The sequence below is a fragment of the Halobaculum sp. EA56 genome (genome assembly GCF_051195075.1).
In the GTDB taxonomy this organism is placed as follows: domain Archaea; phylum Halobacteriota; class Halobacteria; order Halobacteriales; family Haloferacaceae; genus Halobaculum.
This window is the reverse complement of sequence record NZ_JBNTJX010000009.1, coordinates 89,624-107,513: the sequence shown is the minus strand read 5'-3', so window position 1 is coordinate 107,513 and position 17,890 is coordinate 89,624. Positions and strand designations below refer to the sequence as shown.

At 72.9% G+C, this 17,890-nt stretch carries 18 protein-coding genes and 1 tRNA gene; 9 read left to right on the top strand and 10 right to left on the bottom strand.

Going from position 1 to position 17,890, the window contains the following annotated elements:
- Positions 1-41: 41 nt before the first annotated feature.
- The 7 genes from ACQUQ1_RS15145 to ACQUQ1_RS15115 form a co-directional block, all read right to left on the bottom strand.
- On the bottom strand, positions 42-1,280 hold the full coding sequence (locus ACQUQ1_RS15145; protein ID WP_435065148.1) for a hypothetical protein: 1,239 nt from the start codon (positions 1,278-1,280) through the stop codon (positions 42-44).
- A 55-nt stretch (positions 1,281-1,335) separates the two neighbouring features.
- Entirely contained in the window at positions 1,336-2,853 is a 1,518-nt protein-coding gene (gene gatB, locus ACQUQ1_RS15140; protein WP_435065147.1) for an Asp-tRNA(Asn)/Glu-tRNA(Gln) amidotransferase subunit GatB, read from the bottom strand.
- Between the two features lie 72 nt (positions 2,854-2,925).
- The gene (locus tag ACQUQ1_RS15135) at positions 2,926-3,291 is read right to left on the bottom strand and encodes a hypothetical protein (RefSeq protein WP_435065146.1); all 366 of its coding nucleotides are present in this window, start codon (positions 3,289-3,291) and stop codon (positions 2,926-2,928) included.
- Positions 3,292-3,351: 60 nt separating this feature from the next.
- On the bottom strand, positions 3,352-3,582 hold the full coding sequence (locus ACQUQ1_RS15130; RefSeq protein WP_435065145.1) for an H/ACA ribonucleoprotein complex subunit GAR1: 231 nt from the start codon (positions 3,580-3,582) through the stop codon (positions 3,352-3,354).
- A gap of 4 nt (positions 3,583-3,586) precedes the next feature.
- On the bottom strand, positions 3,587-3,868 hold the full coding sequence (gene srp19 / locus ACQUQ1_RS15125) for a signal recognition particle subunit SRP19 (protein ID WP_435065144.1): 282 nt from the start codon (positions 3,866-3,868) through the stop codon (positions 3,587-3,589).
- A 57-nt stretch (positions 3,869-3,925) separates the two neighbouring features.
- Positions 3,926-4,402, bottom strand: a complete 477-nt coding sequence (locus tag ACQUQ1_RS15120; RefSeq protein WP_435065143.1) for an SHOCT domain-containing protein — start codon at positions 4,400-4,402, stop codon at positions 3,926-3,928.
- A gap of 43 nt (positions 4,403-4,445) precedes the next feature.
- On the bottom strand, positions 4,446-5,651 hold the full coding sequence (locus ACQUQ1_RS15115) for a PGF-CTERM-anchored ABC transporter substrate-binding protein (RefSeq protein WP_435065142.1): 1,206 nt from the start codon (positions 5,649-5,651) through the stop codon (positions 4,446-4,448).
- A 58-nt stretch (positions 5,652-5,709) separates the two neighbouring features.
- On the opposite strand from ACQUQ1_RS15115, the gene btuC reads away from it, so the two are divergent.
- The 4 genes from btuC to ACQUQ1_RS15095 all read left to right on the top strand — a co-directional run bounded on the left by btuC (position 5,710) and on the right by ACQUQ1_RS15095 (position 9,054).
- Positions 5,710-6,849, top strand: coding sequence for a vitamin B12 ABC transporter permease BtuC (btuC, locus tag ACQUQ1_RS15110; protein ID WP_435065141.1), 1,140 nt, complete (start codon positions 5,710-5,712; stop codon positions 6,847-6,849).
- Positions 6,846-7,883 (top strand): ABC transporter ATP-binding protein, encoded by a 1,038-nt coding sequence (locus ACQUQ1_RS15105; RefSeq protein ID WP_435065140.1) that lies wholly within the window; start codon positions 6,846-6,848, stop codon positions 7,881-7,883. Before btuC ends, ACQUQ1_RS15105 begins: the two co-directional genes overlap by 4 nt.
- Before the next feature lie 30 nt (positions 7,884-7,913).
- Entirely contained in the window at positions 7,914-8,903 is a 990-nt protein-coding gene (locus ACQUQ1_RS15100) for a class I SAM-dependent methyltransferase (protein WP_435065139.1), read from the top strand.
- A gap of 78 nt (positions 8,904-8,981) precedes the next feature.
- A tRNA-Thr gene (locus tag ACQUQ1_RS15095) sits at positions 8,982-9,054 on the top strand.
- 266 nt (positions 9,055-9,320) lie between these two features.
- On the opposite strand, the gene ACQUQ1_RS15090 is transcribed toward ACQUQ1_RS15095, so the two are convergent.
- From ACQUQ1_RS15090 to ACQUQ1_RS15080, 3 genes are all read right to left on the bottom strand, one after another.
- Complete coding sequence (locus ACQUQ1_RS15090) at positions 9,321-10,856, bottom strand: TrkH family potassium uptake protein (RefSeq protein WP_435065138.1); 1,536 nt, start codon at positions 10,854-10,856, stop codon at positions 9,321-9,323.
- A gap of 357 nt (positions 10,857-11,213) precedes the next feature.
- Complete coding sequence (locus tag ACQUQ1_RS15085; protein ID WP_435065137.1) at positions 11,214-12,080, bottom strand: SDR family oxidoreductase; 867 nt, start codon at positions 12,078-12,080, stop codon at positions 11,214-11,216.
- Positions 12,081-12,168: 88 nt separating this feature from the next.
- Positions 12,169-12,822, bottom strand: a complete 654-nt coding sequence (locus ACQUQ1_RS15080) for an NAD(P)-dependent oxidoreductase (protein WP_435065136.1) — start codon at positions 12,820-12,822, stop codon at positions 12,169-12,171.
- Positions 12,823-12,936: 114 nt separating this feature from the next.
- Between ACQUQ1_RS15080 and ACQUQ1_RS15075 the strand changes: the two genes are divergently transcribed.
- The 5 genes from ACQUQ1_RS15075 (at position 12,937) to ACQUQ1_RS15055 (ending at position 17,843) form a co-directional block, all read left to right on the top strand.
- On the top strand, positions 12,937-13,344 hold the full coding sequence (locus tag ACQUQ1_RS15075) for a winged helix-turn-helix transcriptional regulator (protein ID WP_435065135.1): 408 nt from the start codon (positions 12,937-12,939) through the stop codon (positions 13,342-13,344).
- 70 nt (positions 13,345-13,414) lie between these two features.
- Positions 13,415-14,473 carry an ATP-binding cassette domain-containing protein gene (locus ACQUQ1_RS15070; protein ID WP_435065134.1) on the top strand — a complete coding sequence of 353 codons (1,059 nt, stop codon included), beginning with the start codon at positions 13,415-13,417 and terminating at the stop codon, positions 14,471-14,473.
- Positions 14,470-15,360: an ABC transporter permease gene (locus ACQUQ1_RS15065; protein WP_435065133.1), complete on the top strand. Its 891-nt coding sequence runs from the start codon at positions 14,470-14,472 to the stop codon at positions 15,358-15,360. The genes ACQUQ1_RS15070 and ACQUQ1_RS15065 overlap by 4 nt, the downstream gene beginning before the upstream one ends.
- A gap of 154 nt (positions 15,361-15,514) precedes the next feature.
- A complete protein-coding gene (gene cobT, locus ACQUQ1_RS15060) occupies positions 15,515-16,528 on the top strand; it encodes a nicotinate mononucleotide-dependent phosphoribosyltransferase CobT (RefSeq protein ID WP_435065205.1) in 1,014 nt (337 codons plus the stop codon).
- Positions 16,529-16,544: 16 nt separating this feature from the next.
- A complete protein-coding gene (locus tag ACQUQ1_RS15055) occupies positions 16,545-17,843 on the top strand; it encodes a cobyrinic acid a,c-diamide synthase (RefSeq protein WP_435065132.1) in 1,299 nt (432 codons plus the stop codon).
- Positions 17,844-17,890: the final 47 nt, after the last annotated feature.

Genomic DNA, 17,890 nt, shown 5'->3' with positions numbered 1-17,890 from the left:
TCACGGCCCGGCGGCTTGAGTGTACGCCCGCGGCCGACGGGCTACGTCTCGACGACGACGTACCGCTCGCGGGGCGCGTCGACGCTGACGGTCGAGCGGAACGACCCGTCGCCGAACACGAGCACGACGAGCCCCGGGCGGGGCCGCTCGACCCGGAATCGGACGCCGTTGGCCTCGCGGGGGCCGCCGTCGGTCGCGTTCAGGTACGCCCCGAACGCGGCGGCGAACTCCGTCGCGTTGGCCCCGTCGTCGAACCGGAGCGCCCAGACGTAGCCGCGGGCGTCGCCGTCGGCCAGCGCGAGGCGGCGGTCGTTGCCCCAGCCGTCGGCGCCGGCGGCCGCGCGCTCCTCGGGCAGTTCCGTGCCGAGCACGCCCCGGACGAACAGCTCGCCCATCCGGGTGGGCTCGGCGACCGACTCCCACTCCCCGTCGCCGCGGCGGTCGACCGTCAGGCTCGGCGGGTACCGGCTCCCGGGCGCGTCCCCGTGGATCAGCGCCTCGGTCGTGCGCGGCGGCGTCCGGTACACGGCGTCGAGGTCGGCGGGACCGGTGACCCGCCGGTCGACGTGCCGGAGCCCGAAGTAGTACGTCATCAGCGAGAGGCGCCGCTCCCCGGAGGCGTTCAGGTACGAGCGCCGCCAGGCGGTCGCGTTCGCCCGCCGCGCGGCCGAGCTGTTCGCGGGGAGGTGCCGGTCGACGTACCGGATCGCGACGTACTCGGCGGCGCCCTCGGTGACCGCCCCGCCGGCCGTCTCGCCGTCGTGGGACTCGGGGACGACCTCGTACACCGAGCCGTACGCGCCGACCCGGAACTGCGTGACGTGGACGAACTCGTGGGCGAGGACGTACTCGACGGTGGACGGGCCGGCCGCCGTCGCTGCGGGCGTGAGGTGGACGATGTAGGGGCTCTCGACGTACCCGAGCAGCGTCCCGTTCCCCGCGGCGGCGTCGACGCCGAGGGCGCGCCTGAAGCCGGGCGCCGGCGCCCCCGCCGACAGCGACCCGTCCGGGCCCTCCCCGGAGTCGTCGAGGAACAGGAGGCTCGGCGGGTCGGCGTCGAGGCCGCGGAGCGCGAGCACGCGCTCCCACACCGCGTCGGGGTCGACCGAGAGGTTCCCGCCCGACACCTCGATGCCGTCCGGGTCGCTCGACGGCGACGTCGCCCCGTCCCCGTCGGGGCTGTGATCCCACCGGGCCGTCGTGACCTGCGACCCCCCGCAGCCGGCGAGCACGAGCAGGAGGGCGATCGAGAGGGCGGCAACCGCGGTACGGCGGACCATACGCGATCCGTCGGCCGAACGATGAAAAGTGCGGGGGCCCGCCGAGCGTCGTCGTCTACCCGTCCAGCCGCTCGCGCAGCATCCCGTTCACGTCGCCGGGGTCCGCGGAGCCGCCCGTCTTCTGCATCACCTGCCCGACGAGGAAGTTGATCGCGCCGCCCTCGCCGGCGTGGTAGTCCTCGACCGCGTCGGGGTTCTCGTCGATGGCCGCCTCGACGGCGGCGGCGACCTCGTCGTCGTCGGCGGTGCCCAGTCCCTCCCGCTCGATGACCTCGTCGGGGGTCAGCCCCTCGTCGAGCATCGTCCGGAGGACGACCTCCTCGGCGTTCTTCGTGGTGACCTCCTCGGTGGCGACGAGCTCGATCAGTCGGGTAAACTCGTCGAGACGGTCGGTCACGTCCTCGACGGCCATGTCGCGGTAGTTCAGCTCCCCGAGGAGGGTGTCGGCGACCCACGCGGCCGCGAGGTCGGGGTCGAACTCCTCGGCCACCTGCTCGTAGAAGTCGGCGACCGCCTTGCGGGAGGTGAGCTTCGAGGCGGCCTCGGCGTCGAGGCCGTACTCCGCGCGGAAGCGCTCGCGACGGGCGTCCGGCAGTTCCGGGATGGCGATGCGCTCCTTCCAGTCGGACACCCGCAGCGCGGGCAGGTCCGCCTCCCGGAAGTAGCGGTAGTCCTTCTCCTCCTCCTTCGAGCGCATCGAGACGGTGTTGCCGTGCGTCTCGTTGAAGTGGCGCGTCTCCTGGGCGACGGCCTTCCCGCGCTGGATGAGGTTCTCCTGGCGGTTGCGCTCGTAGCTCAGCGCCTGCTCGGCCCCCTTGTGGCTGGAGATGTTCTTCACCTCCGTGCGGTTCGCCGACTCCAGCACCTCGTCGTCGATGTGGCCGTCGTCGCCGACCTCGCTCGCCTCGACCATCGAGAGGTTCGCGTCGATGCGGAGGCTGCCGTCGCGGCTCGCGTCGAACACGCCGAGGTACTCCAGCACCTCCTCCAGCTTCTCCAGGAAGGCCCGCACCTCCTCGGGGTCGCGGAAGTCGGGCTCTGTGACGACCTCCATCAGCGGCGTGCCCGCGCGGTTGTAGTCGACCAGCGAGTAGTCCGCGCGGTCGACCGACGTGGTCCGCACGTCGAGGTCCGCCGGCCCCTCGCGGACGTGGCGCAGGCTGCCGGGGTCCTCCTCCAGGTGGGCGCGGCGGACGTTCACCGTCCGGCGCTCGCCCTCGTGGGAGAACTCCAGTTCCCCGTCGGCACACAGCGGGGCGTCGTACTGGGTGATCTGGAAGTTCTTCGGGAGGTCGGGGTAGTAGTAGTTCTTCCGGTGGAAGCGGGTCTCCTCGGGGATGTCGGCGTCGAGCGCCTTCCCCACCTTGACGGCGGCCTCGACGGCCGCCTCGTTGAGAACCGGGAGGGCTCCGGGGAGCCCGAGACAGGTGGGACAGACGCGCGTGTTGGGCTCCTCGTCCTCGGCGGGGTCGGTCGAACACCCGCAGAAGATCTTGGTGTCCGTCTCGAGCTGGACGTGGACCTCCAGCCCGATGACGGGCACCAGCTCGGCCCGCTCGGCTGCTCGTGCCATCGTTGAACCGGCGTTCGCGTCGCCGGAGGTAAAGCCTGACGGGACGGCGCCCGGGTGTCCGAGCCCGTCGCCTCACTCGTCGGGCCCGTCGGGGGCGCCGGACTCGAACTGCGTCAGGAACACGCCGAGCGCGACGAGCAGCGCGAACGCTTCGACGGCGTCCCGGACGAGCGCCGCGAGGTCGACCCACGCGTCGGCGAGGAGATCCCCCGGGAGCGAGTAGAAGACCACGGAGAACACGTCGAGCACGGCGAACGCGGCGGCCGCGGATACCACCCCGACGGCGTACACGACGAGCGCGAGCGCGGCGTACCGGGCGATCCGTGCCAGCGGGAGGGGCCCGTCCGGTAGGAGGCGCTCGGCCGACTCGCGGGTCCGCACGGCCAACGGGACGAGCGATCCGGGGAGGACTCTGATGACGGAGCGATCGGAGGGCATCGCCCCGCGGTAGCGGCGAACGGAGCATACGTTTTCTGATCGGGGCCGACCGACCGCACGTTACCGCGCGTACAGCTTCGCGCCCAGCAGCCCCGTCAGCCGCGAGCGGTCGGTCGGCGACACCGCGACGTAGGGGCGCTCGACCGGCCCGAACACGTCGACGACGCGCCCGACAGCGGTCAACGACTCGTCGACCACCTCGCTGCCGAGCCGGGCGGGGTCGGCGCCCTCGGGGGCGCGGACGATCGCGAGCCCCTGGGCGGTGCGGACCACCTCGCCGACGCGCTCCATCGGCTCAGTCCCCGCGGATGACGCCCAGGTAGGCGGCGACCGCCTGCACGAGGTCGTTCTTGGCGGTGTCCTCGGTGCCCGTGACGAGCACGCGCCCGCGGGGCTCGAACTCCCGGCTGTACGTCACCTCGCGTTCGATCTTCGCGTCGTAGCCGACCTGCTGGACGGCCTGCGCGATCTCGTCGACCGTCGGCTCGGGGACCGCGAGGTCCTCGGGGACGCGTCGCCCCTCGGCGCGGGTCAGGGCCGCGTCGAAGTACGCGGGCCAGAGGACGTTCTCGACCATACCGGAGGGGCGGCGCCCGCGCTGAAAAAGGGTGCTATCGCCGGACGGACCGCGACCTCACCGCTCCCGCTCCGACCCGCGCCCCGCCCCCCGTGCGTGCTCGCGTTCCCGCCGGACGCGGTCCTCCAGGTCCTCGATCGACTCCGTCTCCAGCAGGCGCTCCAGTTTCCGCTCGAACTGCTCGTCGGTGAGTTCGCCCCGCGCGTAGCGGTCGCGGAGCGTGTCGAGGGCCTCGCGGCGGTCTCCCTCGTCGGCGGCAGGGGAGTCCGGGGCCGTCGCGGCCGTCGGCTCGTCGGCCTCGTCGCCGACGGCGTCCACGCCGGGCACGTGGTCGTCGTCCCACCACTCCTCGACGTCCTCCTCGTCCCCGAACAGGATCGCCGTCAGCGGCACGACCACGACGTAGCCGACGAGGAGGGCGGCGAGCCACCAGTCCTGCCCGGTGACCATCGCCGCGAGCCAGACGCCGGTGACGACCGTGCTCACGACGCCGGTGAGGTTCTCGCGGAGGCGCTCGGCGGGGCTCTCGCTCATGTGGATGCGGTCCCGGCAGGGGAAAATAAAACTCGCGGAGGGACTACCGCTCGCGCCGCGCGAGCAGGGCGGACCCGAGCACCGCAAGCACCGCGAGCGCGACGCCGAAGCCGGGACCGGACGTCTCGGTCGCGCCGGCGCTCGTCGTCCGGGTGACGGGCGTCTCCTCGGTCGGCGTGTCCGCGGCGGTCGTCGCGGTCGGGGTCTCCGTCTCCATCGCGGCGACCGCCTCCGCGCGCGTCTCGAACTCGACCTCGGCGGCCGCGTCGGGGTGGAACCCGCGCGTCAGCGTCCGCACGCCCATCACGACCGATCGCGGGGCCGGCTGGTTCATCCAGTTGCGGTTCACGCGCACGGTGTTGTTGTTCTCCACCGCGGGCGTGCTCGCGTACGGCTCCTGCCCGAGGAGGTACGACGAGTAGCCCGTGACCACGAGGTACTCGGGCGCGAGTTCGAGGACGACCTCGTCGTTGATCTGCGGGTAGCCCGTGAGGTTGCGCTCGGCGGCGACGTTCGCGCCGCCGGCGGTCGACAGCATCGCGTCGATGAACGTCTCCGTGCCGGCGATGTAGCCGCCGCCGAGCGGGTACAGCACCCGCACGTCCTCGACGTCGGCGGTCGCCTCCGCCGCCGTCTCGACGTTCGCGTCCATCCAGGCGTTCGCCTCGGCCGCGCCCTCGCAGTTGCCGGTGAGCCGGCCGATCCGCGTCGTCTTCTCGCGGACGTCAGCGATGTCGGTCGCCGCCGGGAAGTGATACACCGTCAGCCCCGCCTCGCGGAGGGCCCGCACCGTCTCCACGGAGGTCGCGTTCGGCGCGAGCACGAGGTCGGGGTTCGTGCCGACGACCTTCTCGACGCTGACGCCGAAGCCGGCCGCGGAGACGTTGGCACGGGTGTCGGCGCCCTCCAGGTACAGCGCGAACTTCGTCACGCCGACGACCTGGTCCTTCCCGCCGATCTCCCACATCGTCTGTGCGGCGCTGGGGTTCAGCGTCGTGACCCGCTCGGGCCGCTCGTCGAGGGTCACCTCGGTCCCGGTCGCGTCCGTCGCGGTGTACGGGAAGCCGCAGTCGGTCTGTGTCGCCGCGGGCGCGCCGTCGGTGCCGTGCGCGCCAGCCGCGTCGCTCGCCGCCGGCGGGGCTCCCCCCGCCGGACCCGCGCTCGCGGCCGCGGCCCCGACCGCCGGGACCGCGCCCGCGAGCACGACGAGCAGCGCTACCACGAGTGTCCGTGTCCGTCGTCCGTGCACACCGCGAGGAACCCGTCATTACAATAAATATTTATCTAACCAAAGCGGCCTTGCGTTCGTGACACGCGTCTGGCGCCGCGCCGCCGCCTACTCGCTGGCCCTGTCGGCGCTCCTCGCGGGCGTCGTCACCGTTAGCGCCGGCATCGGGCCGGTTCCGGTGCCGGCGCGGACGGTCCTCGCGGTCGTCGCCAACGCCGTCGTCGTCCCCGCGAGCGTCGAATGGGCCGCGGGGGGCGCCGCGGGCGGGCCGCTGACGGCCGGCCTCCCCCTCCGGGTCGGCTTCGCGCACCCGTTCGCGTTCCCGGTGTCGGAGACCCACGAGGCGATCGTGTTGCGCGTGCGGCTCCCGCGGATCCTGCTCGCGGCGTTCGTCGGCGTCGCGCTGGCGGCCGCCGGTACGGTCATGCAGGGGTTCTTCCGCAACCCGATGGCCGACCCGGGCGTCATCGGCGTCTCCACGGGCGCGGCCGTCGGGGCGGTGTCGTGGATCGTCGCCCCCTCGGCGGTGTTGGCGTTCCTGGGTCCGCTCCGACCGCTGTTGAACGACGGCGCGGGCCTCCAGATCGCCGCCTTCTGCGGCGCGCTGGCGGCGGGGTTCGGCGTCTACCTCATCGCCAGCCGCGACGGCCGCACGCCGGTCGCGACGCTGTTGCTCGCGGGCGTGGCCGTCCAGACGTTCCTCGGGGCCGTGGTCTCGTACCTCCTGCTCCACTCGGGGGAGTCGATCCGCCGGGTGACCTACTGGCTGATGGGCCACCTCAGCGGCGCGACGTGGGCGGAGGTGACCGCCGCGGCCGTCGTCGTCCCGACGCTGGTGCTCGTGCTGTTCGCGTACGCCCGCGACCTGAACGTCCTCCTGCTCGGGGAGACCGACGCCGCCGCCCTCGGGGTCGACGCCGAGCGGAGCAAGCGCGCCCTGCTCGCGGTGTCCTCCGTACTGACGGGCGCGGCCGTCGCCGTCTCGGGGGTCATCGGCTTCGTCGGCCTCATCGTCCCCCACGGCGTCCGCCTGCTCGTCGGCCCGGACCACCGGGTCCTCCTGCCGACGAGCGCGCTCGCGGGCGGGAGCTTCCTCGTCGCCGCCGACACGTTCGCCCGCGCCGGCGTCGCCGAACTGCCGGTGGGCATCGTCACCGCCGCCGCGGGCGCGCCCTTCTTCCTGTACCTGCTGCGGACCAGGGAGGTGTACGAGCTGTGAGCGGGGGAGCGACGGGAGGCGACGACCGCGACGGGAGGGCCGTCGCCGGCGACGCCGCGGGCGACGCCGACCGTGTCGCCGGCGATGCGACGGGCGGCGACGGCTCCGACACCCCCATGATCGCCGTCCGCGACCTCGTCGTCTCCCGGGGCGGCGAGCGCGTCCTCGACGGCGTCTCCCTCTCGGTGGACCGCGGCGAGCTCGTCGGGCTCGTCGGTCCGAACGGCGCGGGCAAGACGACGCTCGTGGCGACGGTCAACGGGACGCTCGCGCCCGGTTCGGGAAGGATCGAGCTCGACGGCACGGACCGGACCACCCTCTCGCAACGGGAGGTCGCCCGGCTCGTCGCCACGGTCCCGCAGGAGACGAACACGGCCTTCGAGTTCGACGTGGAGACGGTCGTCGAGATGGGCCGCACGCCGTACGTCTCCCGGTTCGGCACGACGACCGAGGCCGACCGCGAGGCGGTCCGCCGGGCGATGGACCGGGCGGGCGTCGCTGAGTTCGCGGACCGCTCGGTGACGACGCTCTCCGGGGGACAGCGCCAGCGGGTCCTGTTCGCGCGGGCGCTGGCGGCCGAGACGCCGGCGCTCCTGCTGGACGAGCCGACCGCCAGCCTCGACATCAACCACCAACTTCGCACGCTCGAACTGGTGCGGGAGATCGCCGACGAGGGGAAGGCGGCCCTGGCGGCGATCCACGACCTCAACCTCGCCGCGCGGGTGTGCGACCGCCTCGTGTTGCTCGCCGGCGGCACGGTCCGGGCGCGGGGGACGCCCCGCGAGGTGCTCGGGGACGACGCCCTCGCGGACGCGTTCGGCGTCGCCACCGCGGTCAACGACGACCCCGCGGTCGGGTCGCCGATGGTGACGGCGCTGCGCGACGGCGACGGTGCCGGCCGCGACGGCGGAGGCGACGGTGCCGGCCGCAACCGCGGAGGCGACGGTGAAACGGCCACCGACTCCGCCGGCGGCGACGGTCCGGGCGCGGACCCGGCCCCGGACTCCGGCCGGGACGCCGGTCCGGACCGGTAGCCCTTTTCGCGCGGCCGGCCGAGGCCGGGTATGCCCACGCCGTGCGTCCGCGCCCCCGTCGTCGAGGGCGAGGAGACGAGACAGGCGCTGGCCGAGCGCGGCCTGCTCGACGGCGACCGCGAGATCGACGTCGAGGACGGCGAGATCTTCGTCCCAGTGGTCGACGGCGACGCCGCCCGAGCGGCCGGCTACGACGTGGTCGAGCGCGAGGCCGCCGAGCGCGAGGGCCACACCCCGCCGGCGGAGGTGCTCGGGTTCGAGCCCTCCTACGAGCGCCTCGGCGACGTGGTGATCCTCGACGAGGACGACCCCGAGCGCGCACGGGCGATCGCCGACGCGGTCGTCGAGTCGGACGTGCCCTGCGGGACGGTGGTGAACCGCGCCTCGAAGGTCGCCGGCGAGTACCGCGTCCGCGAGTGGGACGTCCTCCACGGCACCGACACCGAGACCGTCCACCGCGAGTACGGTCACGAGTTCCGCCTCGACATCGCGGAGGTGTACTTCTCGCCGCGCCTCGCCACCGAGCGCCACCGCGTGGTCGAGCAGGTGGCGGCCGGCGAGCGCGTCGTCGACATGTTCGCGGGCGTCGGCCCCTTCGCGGTGCCGATGGCCGCCCGCGGGGCGGAGGTGCTCGCCTGCGACGTGAACCCCGCCGCGATCCGCTACCTCCGGGAGAACGCCGAGCGCAACGGCGTCGCCGACCGGGTCACCGCCCTGGAGGGCGACGTGCGCGAGACGACCGCCGAGTACGCCGACTGGGCCGACCGGGTGGTGATGAACCTCCCGCACAGCGCAGAGGAGTTCCTCGACACCGCGGTCCGGCTCGCGGGCGACGACTGCGTGCTCCACCTCTACGACATCCAGCACGAGGACGACCCCTTCGGCCCCGGCGAGCGCGCGATCCGCGCGGCCGCCGAGCCCGAGGGCTACGAGGTCGAGGTGCTGACGCGCCGGGAGGTACGCTCGTACGCGCCCCACGAGGTGAACGTCTGTCTCGACGTGCGGATCCGGCGGGCGTGACCGCCGTGTGAGCGCGGGGCACGGCGTCGCGCATTCGGAATCCTTATTTCCGTCATGGCAGTACGAGGGAACGCACGCGCCGGTGTAGCTCAGCTGGCAGAGCGATTCCTTCGTAAGGAATAGGCCGAGGGTTCAAATCCCTCCACCGGCTCTCCTGCCGAACGAAGTGAGGGTGGAGAGCCTCGCGTGGAGGGATTTGAGGTAGGTCGGAACGAACTCCGACCGTGGTTCACAATCCCCTCCACCGGCTTCCGGCTTTTCGGTCGTTCAGTCCGGCACCGCCCGGTCCGGGTATCCGCTCCGGCGGAGTCGTTCCCGTGTCGGAGCGGGCGCACGGGCACGGTACGCTCCGGCGGGATCGGACGGGTCCACCCCACGGCCCGCGCCGGTTCGGTGCGGGGGATCGGCCGGATCCGGCTACCTGTTCCAGAAGGCGCCGGTGAACACCACGAACACGGGGATGATCTCCAGGCGGCCGATCCACATCAGGAAGATCAGCAGCAGTTTACTCGTCGCCGGGAACGGCAGATAACTGCCGAACGGGCCCAGGAACCCGAACCCCGGCCCGATGTTCCCGAGCGTCGCCAGGCTCGCGCTGGTCGCCTCCAGCGTCGTCATCTCCAGGCCCACGCGCCCCGCGTCCAGCAGGAGCAGCACCGTCGCCACGCCGAAGGTGAGCAGGTACAACAGCGTGAACCCGTAGATCGCCTGTATGACCTCCTCGTCGATGACCTGCCCGCCGAGCCGGACCGGCTTGACCGCGTCCGGGTGCGACGTCGTGAACAGCTGCCGTCGGATCCCCTTGATGACCACCACCCACCGGATCACCTTCACGCCGCCCCCGGTCGATCCCGCGGACCCGCCGACGAACATGGCGAACAGCAACACCCCCTGCGCGGTCGTCCCCCACTGTGCGAAGTCGCTGGTCGCGTATCCCGTCGAGTTCAACAGCGATGCGACCTGGAACGTGGCCTGCCGGAGCGAGTTCTCCAGCGCGCCCTGCGTCACCCCGCCCAGCTCCAGCGGCGGCGCCGACCCCGTGAACAGCAGCCCCCACAGGATCACGGCGACCCCGGCGTTCGCGCCCAGGTACGCCTGGAGCTCCCGATCGCGGAGGAACTCCGCGTACTCGTCCTGAAGCAGCAGGTAGAACAGCGCGAAGTTCATCCCCGCGACCAGCATGAACGGGACGACGACCCACTGGACGGCCGGCGAGAACGCCGCGATGCTGTCGGCCTGCGGCGAGAACCCGCCCGTCGGGAGCGTCGTGAAGCCGTGGGCGACGGCGTTGTACACGTTCATGTTCGGGGCCATCCCCGCGTAGTGGAGGCCCACGAGGATGCACACGTACAGGACGGTGAACCCCAGGTAGAACAGCCACAGCAGTCGCGCGGTCTCGGCGATCTTCGGGGTTAGCTTCTGGAGTTCCGGCCCGGGCGCCTCCGACTCGATCAGTTGCGCGCCGTTGACCGCGGCCTCCGGGAGGATCGCGACCATCAGCACGATGATCCCCATGCCGCCGAGCCACTGGGTGAGCTGGCGCCACATCAGGAGCGCGTGCGAGTGCTGCCGGAAGGAGATCTCGGCGGTGACGGTCGCGCCGGTCGTGGTGAACCCGGACATCGACTCGAACAGCGCGTTGACCGGGTGCCGCAGCGCGGAGTCGGTCCCGTAGCCCGCGAGGACGTACGGGATCGCCCCGATGACCGCGACGGCGCCCCAGGCGATCGCCACGAACAACAGCGCCTCCCGGGCGCCGAGCTGAGGGTCCTCGTCGAGCCGCTCCAGCAGGAGCCCCACGACGACGGCGATCCCGATGGAGAGCAGGAAGACGACGACGTCCTCCCGGTAGAGGAGCCCGATCGCCAGGGGAACGAGCATGGCGACGGCGAGGTACTTGATGACGGTCCCGGTGAACGCGACGCTCTGGCGCCAGTTGACTCGAACCGACATCACCGACTCCCGTCCATTGAGTACTGCCTGCCCGCCGAGCCGTGAAAAAGCACTCGTTCCCGTCGAACACGTCGCCGGCGGTGGGGATAGAGCGGTGTGGGTAGGGGGAGACGGGGGTCACAGTCGACCGGTGGCCGCCGCGAGCGAACCGACGTCGGCGAACACGGTCACGTGGTCGCCGCGCGGGACGACGGTGTCGCCCGAGCGAGGAAACGCTCTCGCTGGCGATCGCTTCGACGATCACGCCGTCGGGAAGCTCGCCGCGGCCTCCGGACCGGGGCCCCGCTCCGTCGCCGTCAGTCGCCCGGAGCGTCGTCCGCCGCGCGGTGCTCGCCCGGACGGACGGCGCCGAAGGGATCAGGACCCCGCGTCGCGCCGGAACTCGTCCGCGTAGTCCTCGACGAACGTCCGCACGGTCCGCGGCGGCCGACCGAGGACCCGCCGGCTGTCCTCGGTGACACGGGCGGCCAGCCCCAGCCGTGCGACGGTGTAGATGCCACACATGAGGGCGACGAACCCGGCGGAGTTCCCGCGCCGGTACATCCGCGACGCGAACGCCGCCAGGGACGGCTCGGGATACGTGACGGGGCGATCCAGGACGTCGCTGAGGACCTCCGCGACCTCGGCGTACTCCAGCGCCGCGGGCCCCGTGAGATCGTACGCCCGGTTCGCGTGCCCGGACTCGGTCAGCGCGACCGCCGCGGCCTCGCCGACGTCGCGCGCGTCCACGAGGCTGGTCCGCCCCCTGCCGGCGGGCACGAACACCTCGTCGCGCTCGACGATGTCCCGCCTGTGGACCTCCAGGAGGTTCTGCATGAAGAACGACGCCCGCAGCAGCGTGTGCTCGACGTCCGCGGCGACGACGCGCTGCTCGATCCGGTGGTGGGGGACGAGTGGGTTCCTCCCGGCGCCCAGCGCCGAGAGGTAAGCGACGCGGTCGACGCCGACGCGGCCCGCGGCCTCGGCGACGGCGCCGACGTCGTCGCCGTCCACGCCCGGGGGGCGGACGAGGAAGACGCCGTCGACGTCAGCCAGCGCGGGTCCCCACGTCTCGGGCTTCGTGAAGTCGAACGCGACCGCCTCGCCGGCGGCCGCGATCTCCGCCGGGACGCCCTCGGGGTCGCGGACGCCGGCCCTGACGGCGGCGTCGCGGTCCGCGAGCGCGGTCACGACGTGCCGGCCGACCGTCCCGGTCGCCCCGGTGACGAGAATCGTCTCCGTCATCGGCCGGCCCTCCGGGGAACGGTCACGACGGCGGGCCCGCCGCACGCCGGGATCGCGGAGGGCCCGGGACTCCGGGGTGCGAGAACGGTCACGCGTCCGCGATCTTCGGCAGCTCGCGGACGTACAGGTCGTCCTCGATGCAGTCGAGGACGAACTCGGCGACGTTCGCCCGCGCGGCGACGTCGCGCATGCCGAGCGTGAGATCCGTCCCGTGGCGGAACTCCCCGGTGTGCGGCCCCTCGGTGAGCCGCGGGCCGCGGACGACCGTCCACCGGGTGTCGCTGGCCCGCACCAGTTCGACGTGGTCGCGGGCGTCCTCGAGCACCGACCGCGCCACGAGTTTCAACAGCGCCCCCATGACTTTCCCGCCGAGGCTCACCGACTCGCCCTCCTCGCGGACGCCCGCGCCGACGAGCGTCACGAACCGCTCGACGCCGTGGTCGTCCATCGCGGCGAGCACGTGCCGGCCCGCCTCGGTCAGGAGGTCGTCCGGTCCCTCCGAGCTCTGGCCGAGGACGCTGACGACGGCGTCCACCGGCTCGTCGCCGCCGACCGCGCGGTCGACGCCCTCGCCGCGGTAGGCGTCGCCCTCGACGACGGTGACCCGGTCGTCGTCCCGTATCGCGGCCGGGAGGTCCGTGGGGTCCCGGACGAAGGCGACCACCTCGTGGCCGCGGTCGAGCGCCTGGTCGACGAGCGGGCGGCCGGTTCGCCCGGTCGCGCCGAACACTGCGATTCGCATACCCGCGGTAGGTGCTCCGGGGAGTTATACTTGCGACTTCGAAGTTTGGAAGTACTGGACACTCGAACCGGTCTCGGCCAAAGATACAAATCCGAAAGCGTCGATCCATGAGGTATGACCGACCCGAGCGACCCGCCGGCGGTGCCCGACCTGAGCGCGGGGTTGTCCCGCGAGGAGGCCGTCGCGCTCCGCGAATCGTTCGCCCCCGAGGAGCAGGAACGGATCCGCCGGACGGTCGCGGAGCTGCTCGACCTCCTCGGGAAGACCCACACGATGGCGGTGCTGAGCGCGTTCGCGTTCGCGGAGGGGCCGCTCCGGTTCAGCGACATCGAGGCCGACCTCGACATCGCGCCGAACACGCTGTCGACGCGGCTCCGGGAACTGACGGAGGCGGGGCTGCTCGACCGCGAGGCCTACGACGAGGTGCCGCCCCGCGTGGAGTACACGCCGACCGGGAAGGCCGAGTCGCTGTTCCCCGTGTTCGCGCACCTCCACCACTGGGCGATCGAGCACGACCTCTGACTTCGACTTCTGTAGTAACGTCGGGACCTCGAAGTCGGGTGTATATTGCGTTCGATCCAGTACTACAGGTGTGTCTCAACCGGAATCGAAGGAAGCGGCAGCGCGGTCCCGGGAGGCCGGGTCCGCGGAGGCGGAACGGACCCGCGACTCCGGGTCCGCCGCGGCCATCGACGTCGACGGGCTCGAACTCGTCTACGCCGACGGGACCGCCGCGGTCCGAGGCGTCGATATGGCCGTTCCGGAGGGGGAGTTCTTCGGCTTCCTCGGGCCGAACGGGGCGGGCAAGACGACGACGATCAAGGTGTTCGCCACCCTGTTGTCCCCGACGGCCGGCGAGGTGCGGGTCAACGGCTTCGACGTCCGCTCGGAGCCCCGGAAGGTCCGGGAGTCGATCGGGTACATGGCCCAGGAGACGAGCATCGACCCGGAGCTCACCGCCGAGGAGAACGTCCGGTTCGCCTGCGAGGCCTACGGGGTACCGCGGGGGGAACGGTCCGAGCGGATCGCCGAACTGCTCGACCTGGTCGACCTCGCGGACGTGGCCGACAAGCGGGCCGAGGAGTTCTCCGGCGGGATGAAGAAGCGGCTGGACGCCGCGACCGCGCTCGTCCACCGGCCGCCGCTGGTGTTCCTGGACGAGCCGACGACGGGGCTCGACCCGAAGGCGCGCAACCGCCTGTGGGAGTACTTCCGGCGCATCAACGACCAGGGGACGACCATCTTCCTGACCACGCAGTACCTCGAGGAGGCCGACCAGCTCTGCGACCGGCTGGCGGTCATTCTCGACGGGGAGATCGTCGCCGAGGGGAGCCCGGCGGACCTGAAGCGCGAGGTCGGCGGCGAGGTCCTCGACGTGGAACTGGAGGGCGGTCCAGCCGTCCGGGAGCGGGCCGCGCGGATCGCGCGGGAGTTCGAGGCGTTCGCCGACGCGTCCGTGACCGAGACGGACGAGGGGATCGGCGTCACCGCCGAGACGGCCCGCCAGCACGGCACGGACCTGCTGGTCGCGCTCCGGGACGCCGACGTGACGGTGACCGGGTTCAACATCCGCGCGCCGACGCTCGACGACGTGTTCCTGGCGATCACCGGGGAGGAACTCGACGCCGACGACACCGGGGGCGCGCCATGAGCACGCCCGGCGCCGACGACGGTCGGGCCGCGACCTCGGCACGGCCGCGGGCACGCTCCGGCAACACGTTCGTCGGGGACGCGTGGGTGAACTTCAAGCGGTGGAACCGCAAGGCCGTGCGGAACCCGTTCGTGCTGGTCGTCTCGCTCGTCCAGCCGGTCATCTTCCTCGTGTTGTTCACGGAGGTGTTCGGGACCGTCGCCGGGGGCGCCGTCGACCAGGGGCTCCCGGGCGTCAGCTACGAGACGTACCTGGTCCCGGCGATCGCCATCCAGGTCGCGCTCGCGGCGGCCATCACCTCGGGCGTCGGCCTGGTCAACGACATCGAGAACGGGATGTTCGAGAAGACGCTCGTCACGCCGATGAACCGCACGGCCGTCTTCCTCGGCAAGACCGCCGCCGAGGTGTTCCGGATCGCCGTCCAGATCGCGATCATCCTCGGCCTGGGGCTGCTCCTCGGCGCGGACGTCGGCGGCGGCGCCGTCGCCGCGGTCGGGATCGTCGCGGTCGGGATCTGCTTCTCGCTGTGGTTCGTGGCGTTCTCGAACGCGCTGGCGATCCTCACGCGCGACCAGGAGTCGACGATCATCGGCGCGAACCTGCTGCAGTTCCCGCTGCTGTTCCTGTCGAGCGCGTTCCTTCCGCTGGCGGCGCTGCCCGACTGGATCCGGACGTTCGCCCGGTTCAACCCCGTAACGTACGGCGTCGACGCCGCGCGCTCGCTCATGGTCGACCGCGACGTGATGACGGTCATCGAGGTGTCGTGGTTCGGCGGCACGCTCGACGGCGTCGTCCCGGGCGTGGCCGTCCTGGTCGGCCTCGACCTCCTGCTGGGCGCCGTCGCCGTCGTCCTGCTGTCCCGCGCGTCGAGTTCCGACGTGCGGTGACGGCGCCGGCGATCAATCGAGATTGTCCTAGGCCAGACAAAATTGTTATGTGCGCCGGTCGGCCTTCTCCCGGTATGTATCCGGTATCGACGGGGGAACCCGACGACGTGGCGGCCGCGTGGGCGACTTCGGAGGCACGGGCGGGGCGACCGCGGTGACGTTCCTCCTCGTCGCCGGCTCGACCGAGACCGCGCGTATCGACGGGATCAGCGCCGCCGGCGCCGACCCCGACCTCATGCGACACACCCCGGGCGCCGACCTGGACGTGATCGTCCACGGCGCGCCGGCGCTCGCGCCGGTCGTGCCGGTGAGCCCGACCGGCTGTCCCACGCCCGCGGTCGTCACCCGCGCGGCCCGGGAGCTGCTGGGCTTCGACGTGGTCGGCGTCGACGCCGGCATCGCCGGCCGGACCGGCTCGCCGACCGTCGACGTGGGCCACGGGCCGGGGCGTGACGTCCGCGAGGGGACGGCCGTCCCGCACGCCGAGGAGACGTACCGAGCCGCGCGTGCGTTCGCGGAGTCGCTCCCCGACGACCGCCTCGTGGTCGGCGAGACGATCCCCGGGGGAACGACCACCGCGCTGGGCGTGCTGACCGCGCTGGGCGAGGAGCCGGCGGTGTCGTCGTCGCTCCCTGAGAACCCGCTGGACCTGAAGCGGCGGGTCGTCGCCGAGGGGCTGGACGCGAGCGGGGTCGCCCCCGGCGACGCCGCCGGCGATCCGCTGGGGGCGCTGGAGGCCGTCGGGGACCCCGTGCTCGCGGCGGTCGCGGGCCTCCTCGCCGGCGCCGCGGAGTCCGACACCCGGGTGACGCTCGCCGGCGGGACGCAGCTCGCCGCCGCCGCCGCGCTGGCGCGACACGCCGGCGTGGACGCGCCGCTGACGCTCGCGACCACCTCGTTCGTCGCGGACGACGAGACCGCCGGGATCGCCGGGTTGACGCGGTCGCTCGACGTGGACCTGACCGTGACGGACCCCGAGTTCGAGGCCGAGGACCACCCCGCGACGGACGCCTACCTCGCGGGCGAGGCGAAGGAGGGCGCCGGCATGGGCGGGGCGCTGCACCTCGTCGAGGAGTCGGGAGCGGACGTGTCGATGGCGGCCCTCCGCGCCAGGATCGTCGACGTGTACGACCGCCTGCTCGCGGCGGCGCCGGAGGCGGGGCCGTGAGCGTGGGATCGGCCCGATGAGGGGCGTCGTCCTCGGCGGCACCGCCTCCGGCGTCGGCAAGACCGTCGCGACGCTGGCGACGATCACCGCGCTTCGGGAGGCGGGGTACACCGTCCAGCCGGCGAAGGCCGGCCCGGACTTCATCGACCCGAGCCACCACGGGCACGTCGCCGGGACGCCCTCGCGGACCCTCGACGTCTGGCTCCAGGGCGAGGACGGGGTCCGGCGCAACTACTACCGCGGCGAGGGCGACGTGTGCGTCGTCGAGGGCGTGATGGGGCTGTACGACGGCGACGGCTCCAGCACCGCGATGGTCGCGGAGGCGCTGGACCTGCCGGTCGTGCTCGTCGTCGACGCGAAGGCGGGGATGGAGAGCGTCGCAGCGACCGCGTACGGCTTCCGCGAGTACGCCGCCCACGCCGGCCGCGACGTCGAGGTCGCCGGGATCCTCGCCCAGCGCGCCCACGGCGGGCGCCACGAGGAGGGCATCCGCGAGGCGCTCCCGGACGACATGGCCTACCTCGGGCGGGTCCCGCCGAACCCGGATCTGGAGATACCGGACCGCCACCTCGGCCTCCACATGGGCGAGGAGTCGCCCCTGCCCGGGGACGCCCTCGCCGCCGCGGCCGAGCACGTCGACGCCGAGGCGCTGGCGGAGCTGGCGCGCGAGCCGCCGCGACCCCCGGCTTCGGAGCCGGGGCCGCCGACCGGAACGCGGGTCGCGGTCGCCGACGACGCCGCCTTCGCGTTCCGCTACCCGGCGACGCTGGAGCGCCTGCGCGAGCGCGCCGAGGTGGTCACGTTCGCCCCGACGCGCGGCGACGCGCTCCCCGACTGCGACGCCGTCTACCTCCCCGGCGGCTACCCCGAGCTCCACGCGCCCGAACTCGCGGACAGCGACGCGCTGAGCGACCTCGCCGACCGCGCGGCCGACGGCCTCCCCGTCCTGGGCGAGTGCGGGGGGCTGATGGCGCTCGCGGAGACGCTGACGACCGCCGACGGGGACACGCACGAGCTGGCCGGCGTGCTCCCCGCGGACGTGCGGATGCACGACCGCTACCAGGCGCTCGACCACGTCGAACTGCGGGCCGAGCGTGACACCCTCACCGCCGCCGCCGGCGAGACGCGCCGCGGCCACGAGTTCCACTACTCGTCGGCGGACGTGGCCGACGACGCCCGCTTCGCCTTCGAGGTGGTGCGCGGCGACGGCATCGCCGACGGGCGGGACGGCCTCACCGAGCACCGGACCCTGGGGACGTACGCGCACGTCCACCCCGAGAGCGGCGCGTTCGACTCGTTCCTGGAGGCGATCTGAGGTGGCGGGGGAGGACGGGCCGGCGTCCGCCCCCGACGCGGCGGCCG

Excerpts from the sequence above, each read along its gene's own strand:
- ACQUQ1_RS15145 (WP_435065148.1), bottom strand. The coding sequence starts at position 1,280 with ATGGTCCGCCGTACCGCGGTTGCCGCCCTCTCGATCGCCCTCCTGCTC.
- gatB (WP_435065147.1), bottom strand. The coding sequence starts at position 2,853 with ATGGCACGAGCAGCCGAGCGGGCCGAGCTGGTGCCCGTCATCGGGCTG.
- ACQUQ1_RS15135 (WP_435065146.1), bottom strand. The coding sequence starts at position 3,291 with ATGCCCTCCGATCGCTCCGTCATCAGAGTCCTCCCCGGATCGCTCGTC.
- ACQUQ1_RS15130 (WP_435065145.1), bottom strand. The coding sequence starts at position 3,582 with ATGGAGCGCGTCGGCGAGGTGGTCCGCACCGCCCAGGGGCTCGCGATC.
- srp19 (WP_435065144.1), bottom strand. The coding sequence starts at position 3,868 with ATGGTCGAGAACGTCCTCTGGCCCGCGTACTTCGACGCGGCCCTGACC.
- ACQUQ1_RS15120 (WP_435065143.1), bottom strand. The coding sequence starts at position 4,402 with ATGAGCGAGAGCCCCGCCGAGCGCCTCCGCGAGAACCTCACCGGCGTC.
- ACQUQ1_RS15100 (WP_435065139.1), top strand. The coding sequence starts at position 7,914 with ATGCCCACGCCGTGCGTCCGCGCCCCCGTCGTCGAGGGCGAGGAGACG.
- ACQUQ1_RS15090 (WP_435065138.1), bottom strand. The coding sequence starts at position 10,856 with ATGTCGGTTCGAGTCAACTGGCGCCAGAGCGTCGCGTTCACCGGGACC.
- ACQUQ1_RS15085 (WP_435065137.1), bottom strand. The coding sequence starts at position 12,080 with ATGACGGAGACGATTCTCGTCACCGGGGCGACCGGGACGGTCGGCCGG.
- ACQUQ1_RS15080 (WP_435065136.1), bottom strand. The coding sequence starts at position 12,822 with ATGCGAATCGCAGTGTTCGGCGCGACCGGGCGAACCGGCCGCCCGCTC.
- ACQUQ1_RS15075 (WP_435065135.1), top strand. The coding sequence starts at position 12,937 with ATGACCGACCCGAGCGACCCGCCGGCGGTGCCCGACCTGAGCGCGGGG.
- ACQUQ1_RS15065 (WP_435065133.1), top strand. The coding sequence starts at position 14,470 with ATGAGCACGCCCGGCGCCGACGACGGTCGGGCCGCGACCTCGGCACGG.
- ACQUQ1_RS15055 (WP_435065132.1), top strand. The coding sequence starts at position 16,545 with ATGAGGGGCGTCGTCCTCGGCGGCACCGCCTCCGGCGTCGGCAAGACC.